The following is a 10,879-nucleotide window of genomic DNA, read 5'->3' as shown; positions in this document are numbered from 1 at the left end:
AAAGGCATCCCGGTAGTTAAGGGAACTTTCGAGTTAAAACCGATTGCCAAACAAATTGTGGACACAGTCTATGATGCAAATATCCAAATTCCGGCAATATTTGCGGCCTACCGTGTTCCGGGCATGAAAAGCCGCGACAATAAAGTGCTGGAAATGGTCAGTACCATTTTGTCCGGCGGCGGAAGTTCAAGATTGAGCACGAAAATGGTGGACGAGAAAAAGACCGCTTTACAGGTTGCTGCTTTCAATTATACCCTGGAAGACTACGGTGCTTATATTACATTGGCACTGCCCAACAACAACACGCCTCTAAACGACCTTCTGATTGACATCGATGCCGAGGTTGTTCGCCTGCAGACTGATCTGATCAGTGAATCAGAATTTAAAAAGCTGCAAAACCAGTTTGAGAACGGGTATGTAAGTGCCAATACAAAGATGATCGGCGTGGCTGAAAATCTTTCCAATGGCTATACATTTCACAACAAGAATACGAATGACCTGAACGAACAGCTCGCACAAATCAAATCGATCACCCGCGAAGAGATCAGGGACATAGCCAAAAAATACCTCAACAAAGATCAGCGTGTAGTACTTTATTACCTGCCAAAGAAATAAACATGAAGAAGATATTTACATTAGCCATAGCTGCCCTGTTTATTCAGGCAGTATCCGCACAGAAGTTAGACAGGAGCCAGAAACCAAAACCAGGCCCTGCACCGACCATTACATTCGCCGATCCTGTGATCTATAAATTACCCAATGGCATTACCGTTCTGGTTGTGGAAAATCATAAGTTACCAAAAGTTTCCGCAAGTTACAGTATTGATGCAGGTCCGATCACTGAAGGTGCAAAAGCCGGTGTTATCGGATTGCTGGGCGGCATGCTCAATGAGGGCACGACCACAAAAACTAAAGCCCAGTTTGATGAGGCTGTTGATCAGATGGGTGCAGAAGTAGGCGTTTCAGCGGGCGGAGGACAGGCTTCTGCCCTGACCCGTTATTTTAGCGATGCCTTTTTATTAATGGCTGACGCCCTGCGAAACCCTTCTTTTCCGCAGGCATCATTTGACAAGTTAAAATCGCAAAGTATTACCAGTTTAAAGTCTAATGAGCGAAGTGCAGCGGCCATTTCAGGGCGTGTGGTCAATGCGCTTTCTTTTGGGCGGAATCATCCCTACGGAGAGTTTGAAACCGAGCAAAGCATCAATTCCATTAGCCTGGACGATGTGAAAGCTGCATATAAAAAGTATGTGACCCCTTCAAGGGGTTACATGACCTTTGTCGGGGATATTAAACCGGAAGCAGCAAAGGCTCTGGCCATTAAAGCATTTGGTGACTGGAAAGGTCCTGTTCTTACATTCCCTGTTTTGGCTAAAGTCAGTAATCCTGCTAAAACCGAAGTAGATGTTGTGAATTTACCGGGTGCGGTTCAGTCGGAGATCACGGTAACCAATCTCATAGATTTACCAATGGGCAGCCCCGATTATCATGCGGTATTGCTCGCCAATCAAATTCTGGGCGGCGGTGCTGATGCCAAACTTTTTAGAAACCTGCGGGAAAAGCACGGCTTTACTTATGGTGCCTATTCTAAAACAGGCTCAGGAAGACTGCAGTCGACTTTCAGCGCTTCGGCCTCAGTAAGGAATGAAAAAGTGGATAGTGCTGTGGTTGAATTTCTAAAAGAGATCAATGTGATGCGTACAGAAAAAGTTAGTCCGGAGGTGCTCCAGGATGCAAAGAACTTATACAATGGTTCTTTTGCGCTGGGTCTGGAAAACCCTGCCCGTGGTGCGGGTTTTGCGAGCAGTATCCTGATCAATAACCTTCCGAAAGATTTTTACCGAACATATCTTCAGAAACTAAATGCGGTCAGCGCAGATGATATCCTGCGTGTCAGCAAAAAATACTTTGGATATGATAACGCAAGAGTCGTTATCGTAGGCAAAACCGACCAGTTTTTGCCGGGTCTTAAAAAATCGGGATTTGAGATCAGACAATTTGACAACTATGCGGCACCATTAGCAGCCGGCAAAGACTAAAAAGAAAATTCCAGGATTTTTAATCATAATTTAGGTTATCACAGCAGAACAGCCAGGATTGGCGTTCTGCTGTTTGGTAGAATACCATCATAATTGGTGAAAATAGAGTCATATTGGATAAGTAACTAGTTGTAAATTGCATATCCAACCAGTTTTATATAAGTTTGTCATAATAAACAACCCCAATTAATGAAACATACAATTAATGAATTAGAAGATATCGCTGCTCAGGTAAGAAGGGATATTGTTAGAATGGTACATGCCTGCCAGTCAGGCCACCCGGGAGGATCCCTGGGCTGTGCTGACTTCTTTACCGCACTTTATTTTGAAGTGATGAACCACAACACTGACTTCAAAATGGACGGAAAAGGGGAGGACCTTTTCTTCCTTTCAAATGGACACATTTCGCCTGTTTTTTATAGTGTATTAGCCAGATCAGGCTATTTTGATGTAAGCGAACTTGTTACTTTCAGGAAATTAAATTCAAGATTGCAAGGCCATCCGACCACTCATGAAGGACTTCCCGGCATCAGGATCGCTTCGGGTTCTCTTGGACAGGGGATGTCTGTAGCTATTGGTGCTGCACAGGCAAAAAAATTAAATAAAGATCATTCTATTGTATATTCTTTACATGGTGATGGTGAACTGCAGGAAGGACAAAACTGGGAAGCTATCATGTATGCGCCTTTCAATAAAGTGGATAACCTGATCTCTACTGTCGATTACAACGGACAGCAAATTGACGGGCCAACGGAAAAAGTGCTTTCATTGGAAAATCTGCAGGCTAAATTTGAAGCTTTCGGGTGGCACGTGATCAACTCTGATGGCAATGATATGGATGGCATTGTCAAAGCACTTCACTACGCAAAATCACTAACGGGTAAAGGCAAGCCAATCCTTAACTTAATGAGCACCCAAATGGGCTATGGTGTTGATTTCATGATGGGATCACACAAATGGCACGGCGTTGCGCCAAATGATGAACAATTGGCAACAGCTTTGGCTCAATTAACCTCTACCTACAAAGATTATTAGCAAATAAAGGTTATGAAAACCTGCGTAAGCAAGCTTGAACACCATTAATTAAAAATAGAAAACTCGTGAAAAAATATACATACACTGAAAAAAAAGATACACGCTCTGGTTTTGGAGCCGGACTATTGGAAGCCGGACGGAAAAATCCTGAGGTAGTGGCACTTTGTGCCGACCTGGTGGGTTCTCTTAAAATGGATGCATTCATCAAGGAATTTCCTGAGCGCTTTTTCCAGATCGGTATTGCCGAAGCAAACATGATCGGTATTGCAGCCGGACTGACCATTGGCGGAAAAATCCCTTTCACAGGAACATTTGCCAACTTCTCTACAGGAAGGGTTTATGATCAGATCCGCCAGTCGGTCGCCTATTCAGATAAAAACGTTAAAATCTGTGCTTCTCACGCAGGATTAACCTTGGGAGAAGACGGCGCTACGCACCAGATTCTTGAAGATATAGGTTTGATGAAAATGCTTCCGGGTATGACTGTGATCAATACGTGTGATTATAACCAGACCAAAGCAGCAACTATAGCCATCGCTGAGTATCACGGTCCGGTCTACCTGCGCTTTGGCCGTCCGGTGATCCCTGTGTTTACAGATCCTGATCAGAAATTTGAGATTGGTAAAGCCTGGATGGTCAATGAAGGTACAGATGTAACCATCATAGCTACCGGACACATGGTTTGGAAAGCAATTGAAGCAGGTGAAAAGCTTGCTGAATTGGGTATCGATGCCGAGATCATCAACATCCACACCATTAAACCTCTGGATGAAGCGGCGATTTTAAAATCAATAAAGAAAACCGGCTGTGTAGTGACCTGCGAAGAGCACAACAAATATGGCGGACTGGGCGAAAGCGTTGCAAGATTGCTTTCAACTGAACTGCCTGCCCCGCAGGAGTTTGTTGCTGTAAATGACAGTTTTGGCGAAAGCGGAACTCCTGATCAGCTGATGACCAAATACGGATTAGACAGCGTAAATATTGTAGAAGCCGTACAAAAAGTCATAAAAAGGGCTAAAAAATAATATTTAAAACGCCCGATCACATCATTTATGAAGCAGGTTGAAGACTCAGAGATTTTAGAGAAATTCTCAAATATAAAAACTCGGGATGAAGCCTTTAACCTGCTTTTAAACAAATACCAGCAAAAGATCTACTGGCACATTCGCCGGCTGGTCATCGATCACGACGATACAGATGACCTGGTACAGGATGTATTCATCAAGGTTTGGAAGAACCTCGAAAACTTCCGCAGCGACTCCCAGCTCTATACCTGGATCTACCGCATCGCCACCAACGAATCCATCACTTTTCTGAATAAACAGAAACAGCGCAACAATACTCCGCTGGACGAGGTTTCCGGTGAACTGGAAGAAACGCTTGTCGCCTCCTCCTATTTTGATGGGGACAAGATCCAGATGAAACTACAAAGGGCATTGCTCACGCTCCCTGAAAAACAACGGCTTATTTTCAACATGAAATACTTCGATGACCTTAAATATGAGGAAATTGCAGCCATTACAGGCACTAGTGTAGGTGCATTAAAGGCCTCTTTTCACATTGCCGTAAAGAAAGTTGAAACTTTTATGCTAAATGAGGACATTACCTTTTAAACCTTTTGCCAATTAATGCATCAATATATTTGAAATGGAAGAAAATTTAGAACATAGTGAATGGATGAAGGGGATTAAAGAGACTGGATTTACTACTCCTTCCAATTATTTTGAGGAATTGAACGATAGTATCCGGGTCAAAATGGCTGCTGAAAGGCTTAGAGCTGCGGTACCCCGGGACGGACATACGGTACCTCCAAATTACTTTGAGCAATTGCAGTCGAATATTCTGGCAAGGACGACCGGCGGGGCTACTACGTCAAAACAGCAAACAAAGATTGCTCGTTTATGGCGTTCAAATGTGCTGAAATACGCGTCTGCAGCATGTTTCGTAATTATTGCGGGCATGGGTGTTTATTTCAATACCAATGAGCAGAGGACAATTCAAAACAACAGCTATACTGACGCAGCTACCGAACAAATGCTGTTTGATATCGATGAAGAAATGATCATTGAACATATCGAGGCCAATTATAAGGATCAGCAAAAACCAACCGCTAAAGAGACGGCACTGGAAAATTATATCCTCAACAATTACTCTCAAAATGATCTGACCACGAATTTATAATTTAAGTACAAATGAAGAATCTAATTGTTACAACGCTCCTTTTATTACCTTTTTTAGTTTCGGCACAAGGTTCTGGTGATAAGAATAATGAGATTGAAACTTATAAAATCGCCTACATGACTGAAAAGCTGGGCCTTTCTTCGGATGAAGCAAAAATATTCTGGCCGATCTATAACGACTTGGAGAAAGAGCAGAATGCGCTGCGTAAGGAACGCTTTCAGAAAATGATCAGCTTCAGGAAGATCACTGAGATTGAAACTTTGTCGGACAGCCAGATTCAGACGCTCATAGCCAATGATTTTGACATGAAACAAAGGGAGCTGAACCTCGAAAAGAAATATTACAACAAACTGAAGTCCAGTCTGCCTATTAAAATCGTCGGAAAATACTACCGTGCGCAAGAAGCTTTTAAACGCGAGATCTTGTCAAGATACAGAAACGGAAGACCGGGAAGGAATTAATTTGTAATTTTGTGTATGCTTACACAACGTCAGTTATTTCTTCAGCATAACGCACAAACCACCTTAGAACCACTACTTTTAGAATTCGTTAAAGCCAGCGGGATGTATCTTTATGATCCTGAAGGCAGAAAATACATGGACCTGATCGCAGGAATTGGCGTCAGCAATGTAGGCCATTGCCACCCGGCAGTCGTAAAGGCCGTAAAGGATCAGGCAGAAAGCTATATGCACATCATGGTGTACGGGGAATTTGTACAGAGCCCCCAGGTAAACTTCGCAAAGGCTCTTGCAGATGTATTGCCCGCAGGCCTGGACTGCACTTACTTTGTAAACTCAGGTACTGAAGCTGTTGAAGGAGCGATGAAGCTGGCCAAAAGGTATACCCACCGGACCGAGATCATATCCTGCTATAACTCCTATCATGGGAGTACACAGGGTGCTTTGAGCCTGATGGGCAATGAAGAATTCAAGCAGGCCTACCGGCCATTGCTGCCGCATATCAAATTCATTAATTATAATGTGGCTGATGACCTCAATCTCATCACTACAAAAACTGCTGCGGTATTTATTGAAACCATACAGGGTGAAGCCGGGATAAGGGTTGCGGATAAAGCATATTTTAAGGCCTTAAGAGCCCGGTGTACTGAAACAGGGACCTTACTCGTGCTTGATGAGATCCAGTGCGGTTTCGGACGTACAGGCAAGTTGTTTGGTTTTGAACATTTTGATCTCGTTCCTGATATGCTTTTACTGGCTAAGGGGATTGGCGGCGGGATGCCGATAGGCGCATTTATCACCTCGGGCGCAATTATGTCCGCACTGGCAACTAATCCCATCTTGGGACACATTACCACCTTTGGCGGCCACCCGGTAAGCTGTGCGGCCGGACTGGCTACATTGAACACCATTCAGTCAGAAAATATAGTAGCAGGAGTAGAAGCTAAAGGCCAGCTTTTCAAAATGTTATTGAAACACCCTGCGATCAAAGAAGTAAGGGGGAAAGGATTAATGATTGCTATAGAATTTGACAGCTTTGAGACCAATAAAAAGATCATCGATGCCTGTATAAAAGATGGCCTGATCAGTGATTGGTTCCTGCACTGCAGCAACTCCATGCGGATTGCTCCGCCATTGATCATCAGCAATGCTGAAATTGAATGGGCATGTGAGGTTATATTGAAGAACGTGAGCGAAGTTGCTAACTCATTTTCTGCCTCTTGATCAGGTAAGCCTGCAGTACAGGGTAAAAGCCTGCAGCAATATCCGCGTCGATCATATCTATCTTATACTGGATGCATTTCAACCTGATGGCTTCCCTGTAGCTGCTCATTCTGGACAGATATTCCTGCTTTACTTTTGAAGTATGCGCCTTTAAAGTTGCCCCCGTTTCCATATCCACAAACTCATACGGCCGGTTGTCAAAATCGAAATTTACTTCTCTTGATTTATCGGTAACATTGAAGATCACCACTTCGTGTTTGTTGAATTTTAAATGCTGAAGTGCAGAGAACAATGCGTCGGTATGATTTTCGTTGTCAAAGGTGTTTAGCATATCGCTAAAGATAACCACCAGCGAACGTTTGTGGATCAGTTCGGCGATCTGGTGTAAAGCCTGCTCCAAATTGGTCTTCACATCCATTTTCTTTGAGTTCAATACCTGCTCCAGGTGACTAAACAGGTATTTCTGGTGTGTAGCCGTTGATTTTGCAGGAGTATTCAATACAAGGTGATCAGTAAAAAGGCTCAAACCAAAAGCATCCCGCTGTCTTTTTAAAAGATAGATCAGTGCTGCTACTGCCTGGACGGAAAAATTGAGCTTGCTGTATTCACCTACTGGAAAATACATGGAGGAGGAGACATCAATAATAAACTGGCAGCGCAGGTTGGTTTCCTCTTCGTACCTTTTACTGAACAGTTTATCTGTTCGGGCAAACAGTTTCCAGTCCACATTTTTTATACTGTCGCCTGTATTGTAGAGTCTGTGCTCGGCAAACTCCACAGAAAAACCGTGAAAAGGACTCTTATGAAGTCCGGTAATGAACCCCTCTACTACCTGTCTGGCCAGAAGTTCCAGGTTGCTGCTAAAGTGTAAGGCTTGTTCATCAATGGGCGGCTGCATCCTGTAAATATAAAAAAAGCGTTCATAAGTTATGAACGCTTTTTTAACTGTATATGTTGAGTGATTATAACTGCTTATCTAGTTTACCTGCCAATACCGATTTTGGTACAGCACCAACTTGTTTGTCAACTACCTGACCGTCTTTAAAATACAATAAAGCAGGGATGTTGCGGATTCCGAACTGAGTAGAGATCTGTGGGTTATTGTCTACATTCACTTTACCTACAATTGCTTTTCCTTCGTATTCTCTTGATATCTCGTCTACTGACGGGCCTACCATTCGACAAGGACCACACCACTCTGCCCAAAAATCAACCAAAACGGGTTTATCTGATTTTAACACAACTTCCTCGAAGTTTGCATCTGTAATTTCCAATGCCATAATTTCTATTTTTTATTTACAAATATATAATCAATTGTAATGCCATCAACTGAGGCTGTGCCAAAATGACATTAGTTCAACTTAGGATTAACGTTCAGTGCGATCAATTGTTCGAGGAAGTGGTTATTAGGGTTGATCTTCACAGACTTAGAGGGCATTTTTATGTTGACATTCTGTTCCCTGTCATAGATATCAAAGAGCAGCTGGCAGTTTTGCTGATCTGTAGTTGCCTTATTGTCTTCTAATATGGCATGGATCTGGCGCATAAAATCATCGTTGATCCTTTCTATGGGTACCTGGATAGTTACACATTTGGCCAGCTTGTCCCTGAGTTCGGAAAGCAGGTTTATAGAATTGATCTTAAACTCCCAGTCCCCCTCTTTTCTAAACCTTTCCGCTACCCGCCCCCTGATCTGCAGAAAGTATCCGTCGGTCAGGAATTGCTTGAATTTAATAAAGTCATCACCAAACAGGGCCAGTTCACAGGTATCGTCGTAGTCTTCAAAAACTATAGTTCCAAAAGGTTTTCCGGTCTTGGTCATGCGCTGTGCAGCAACAACCACTAATCCGCCGACAACCAGTTCGCGATTCTTGATGCTCTCAAATTCAGCCAGCACTTCTTCATTGGTATCTCCGGTCCTTATTTTATTGACGACGGTCAAATGCCTCACCTTCTGCTGGCAGAACTCTCTCAGCTCCAGCCGGTAATTGTCGAGTGGATGCCCGCTTAAAAAGATTCCTATGGCATCTTTCTCATACTTCAGACGATCTATAAGACTCCATTCAGGAGCCACCGGAAGCGCCGGTTCGAGTATGAGGTCTGCTACCGATCCGCCAAACAGCGAGGATTGTGATGATGATTCATTGTTCTGAAAATCGTTGGCATATTTGATCAGCTTCTCGGTACCATTCATTTTATCATTGGCACCTACGAAGAAGTATTGCGCCCTGTGATGTCCGAAACCATCAAATGCACCACTGTAAACGAAGCTCTCATAAGCTTTTTTGTTTACTGTGCGTGTGTTAGACCGGCGGGCAAAATCGTATATATCTTTATACATTCCATTCTCCACCCTGTCCTCAATAATACTTTCTACCGCCTTCTCCCCCACTCCTTTGATACCGGACAATCCGAAACGGACCTCACCCTGTGTATTTACAGAAAACTTGATGTCCGATTCATTGACATCCGGACCAAGAACCTGTACCCCCATCTGCTTGCATTCTTCCATAAAGAAGGCCACCTGTTTGATGTCGCTCATGTTGTTGGACAGTACCGCAGCCATATATTCCGCAGGGTAATGTGCCTTTAAATAGGCCGTCTGGTAAGCGATCCAGGCATAGCAGGTAGAATGTGATTTATTGAACGCATAGGATGCAAATGCTTCCCAGTCTTTCCATATCTTTTCCAGGATCACCGGATCATGACCTTTTTCCGCAGCCTGGGCTACGAATTTAGGTTTCATTTTATCCAGTACATCCTTTTGTTTCTTACCCATGGCCTTACGCAGTACATCAGCCTCGCCCTTGGTAAAGCCTGCCAGTTTTTGCGATAAAAGCATCACCTGCTCCTGATATACGGTGATTCCATAAGTCTCTTTGAGGTATTCTTCACAGGCATCCAGGTCATACCTGATCTCTTCCTCGCCGTTCTTTCTGCGGACAAAACTCGGAATATACTCCAGCGGGCCCGGTCTGTACAGTGCGTTCATGGCAATCAGGTCACCAAACACAGTCGGTTTCAGCTCCTTCATGTATTTCTGCATCCCGTTACTCTCATATTGAAATATCCCGATTGTTTCACCGCGCTGGAAAAGCTCGTAGGTTTTCACATCATCAATAGGAAAATTATCAGGATCAAGATCTATATGATGACCCAGCTTTACCAGTTTCACGGTATCCTTAATCAGAGTCAAAGTCTTCAGCCCCAAAAAGTCCATCTTTAACAGTCCGGCACTTTCCACCACAGAGTTATCAAACTGAGTGACATACAGATCGGAGTCCTTAGCGGTAGCTACCGGAACGAAATTGGTGATATCGCTTGGAGTAATGATCACCCCGCAGGCATGGATACCGGTGTTCCGCAGGGAGCCTTCCAGGATCTGCGCCTGCAATATGGTTTCGGCACTCAGGTTTTTAACGCCTGCCATGGCCTTCAATTCCAAAACCTTTTCGTATTCATCCGCACGCAGGGCCTCTTTCAATACCTTTTCCTCCAGGTTGAAGATCTTGGCCAGTTTCATATTGGGAATCAGCTTGGCAATCTTATCCGCTTCAAATAAGGGAAGGTCCAATACCCGGGCAGTATCGCGGATAGATGATTTGGCTGCCATGGTACCATAAGTAATGATCTGCGCAACCTGGTTTGAGCCATACTTGCTGATCACATAATCCATTACACGCCCGCGGCCCTCATCGTCAAAGTCAATGTCAATATCGGGCATGGATACCCTGTCCGGATTCAGGAAACGCTCAAAAAGGAGGTCGTATTTGATCGGGTCAATATTGGTGATCCACAAGCTATAGGCCACTACAGAACCCGCTGCCGAACCACGGCCCGGTCCAACAGACACATCGAGCTGCCTGGCCATTGCTATAAAATCCTGAACAATCAGAAAATATCCGGGATAACCGGTCTTTTCAATGGTCTGCAGCTCAAAAT

The 10,879-nt window shown here is 43.9% G+C and carries 11 protein-coding genes; 8 read left to right on the top strand and 3 right to left on the bottom strand.

Annotated elements, in window-relative coordinates:
* The 8 genes from VK541_RS18765 to VK541_RS18730 form a co-directional block, all read left to right on the top strand.
* Positions 1-615: M16 family metallopeptidase (locus tag VK541_RS18765; RefSeq protein ID WP_324371929.1), on the top strand; the 615-nt coding region annotated here is incomplete at its 5' end.
* A gap of 2 nt (positions 616-617) precedes the next feature.
* Positions 618-2,039, top strand: a complete 1,422-nt coding sequence (locus tag VK541_RS18760) for a pitrilysin family protein (RefSeq protein WP_324371928.1) — start codon at positions 618-620, stop codon at positions 2,037-2,039.
* 189 nt (positions 2,040-2,228) lie between these two features.
* Entirely contained in the window at positions 2,229-3,074 is an 846-nt protein-coding gene (locus tag VK541_RS18755; RefSeq protein WP_324371927.1) for a transketolase, read from the top strand.
* 65 nt (positions 3,075-3,139) lie between these two features.
* Positions 3,140-4,099 (top strand): transketolase family protein, encoded by a 960-nt coding sequence (locus VK541_RS18750; protein WP_324371926.1) that lies wholly within the window; start codon positions 3,140-3,142, stop codon positions 4,097-4,099.
* A 27-nt stretch (positions 4,100-4,126) separates the two neighbouring features.
* Complete coding sequence (locus VK541_RS18745) at positions 4,127-4,687, top strand: RNA polymerase sigma factor (RefSeq protein ID WP_324371925.1); 561 nt, start codon at positions 4,127-4,129, stop codon at positions 4,685-4,687.
* A gap of 34 nt (positions 4,688-4,721) precedes the next feature.
* Positions 4,722-5,255 (top strand): hypothetical protein, encoded by a 534-nt coding sequence (locus tag VK541_RS18740; RefSeq protein WP_324371924.1) that lies wholly within the window; start codon positions 4,722-4,724, stop codon positions 5,253-5,255.
* 11 nt (positions 5,256-5,266) lie between these two features.
* Complete coding sequence (locus VK541_RS18735) at positions 5,267-5,716, top strand: hypothetical protein (protein WP_324371922.1); 450 nt, start codon at positions 5,267-5,269, stop codon at positions 5,714-5,716.
* A gap of 15 nt (positions 5,717-5,731) precedes the next feature.
* Positions 5,732-6,937, top strand: coding sequence for an aspartate aminotransferase family protein (locus VK541_RS18730; protein WP_324371921.1), 1,206 nt, complete (start codon positions 5,732-5,734; stop codon positions 6,935-6,937).
* Here the strand turns inward: VK541_RS18730 and VK541_RS18725 are convergent.
* The 3 genes from VK541_RS18725 to VK541_RS18715 all read right to left on the bottom strand — a co-directional run.
* The gene (locus VK541_RS18725; protein ID WP_324371920.1) at positions 6,915-7,835 is read right to left on the bottom strand and encodes a DUF58 domain-containing protein; all 921 of its coding nucleotides are present in this window, start codon (positions 7,833-7,835) and stop codon (positions 6,915-6,917) included. The genes VK541_RS18730 and VK541_RS18725 overlap by 23 nt on opposite strands.
* Positions 7,836-7,899: 64 nt before the next feature.
* On the bottom strand, positions 7,900-8,217 hold the full coding sequence (gene trxA, locus VK541_RS18720) for a thioredoxin (protein ID WP_285058662.1): 318 nt from the start codon (positions 8,215-8,217) through the stop codon (positions 7,900-7,902).
* 71 nt (positions 8,218-8,288) lie between these two features.
* A partial coding sequence (locus tag VK541_RS18715) for a DNA polymerase III subunit alpha (protein WP_324371919.1) occupies positions 8,289-10,879 on the bottom strand: 2,591 nt, incomplete at its 5' end.

This window comes from Pedobacter sp., from assembly GCF_035317785.1.
In the GTDB taxonomy this organism is placed as follows: Bacteria; Bacteroidota; Bacteroidia; order Sphingobacteriales; family Sphingobacteriaceae; genus Pedobacter.
Note: the sequence above shows the minus strand (reverse complement) of the source record. Positions and strands in the feature narration are given on the sequence as shown.

Coding starts and splice junctions, on each gene's coding strand:
- trxA (WP_285058662.1), bottom strand. CDS start 8,217: ATGGCATTGGAAATTACAGATGCAAACTTCGAGGAAGTTGTGTTAAAA.
- VK541_RS18755 (WP_324371927.1), top strand. CDS start 2,229: ATGAAACATACAATTAATGAATTAGAAGATATCGCTGCTCAGGTAAGA.
- VK541_RS18760 (WP_324371928.1), top strand. CDS start 618: ATGAAGAAGATATTTACATTAGCCATAGCTGCCCTGTTTATTCAGGCA.
- VK541_RS18730 (WP_324371921.1), top strand. CDS start 5,732: ATGCTTACACAACGTCAGTTATTTCTTCAGCATAACGCACAAACCACC.
- VK541_RS18740 (WP_324371924.1), top strand. CDS start 4,722: ATGGAAGAAAATTTAGAACATAGTGAATGGATGAAGGGGATTAAAGAG.
- VK541_RS18745 (WP_324371925.1), top strand. CDS start 4,127: ATGAAGCAGGTTGAAGACTCAGAGATTTTAGAGAAATTCTCAAATATA.
- VK541_RS18735 (WP_324371922.1), top strand. CDS start 5,267: ATGAAGAATCTAATTGTTACAACGCTCCTTTTATTACCTTTTTTAGTT.
- VK541_RS18725 (WP_324371920.1), bottom strand. CDS start 7,835: ATGCAGCCGCCCATTGATGAACAAGCCTTACACTTTAGCAGCAACCTG.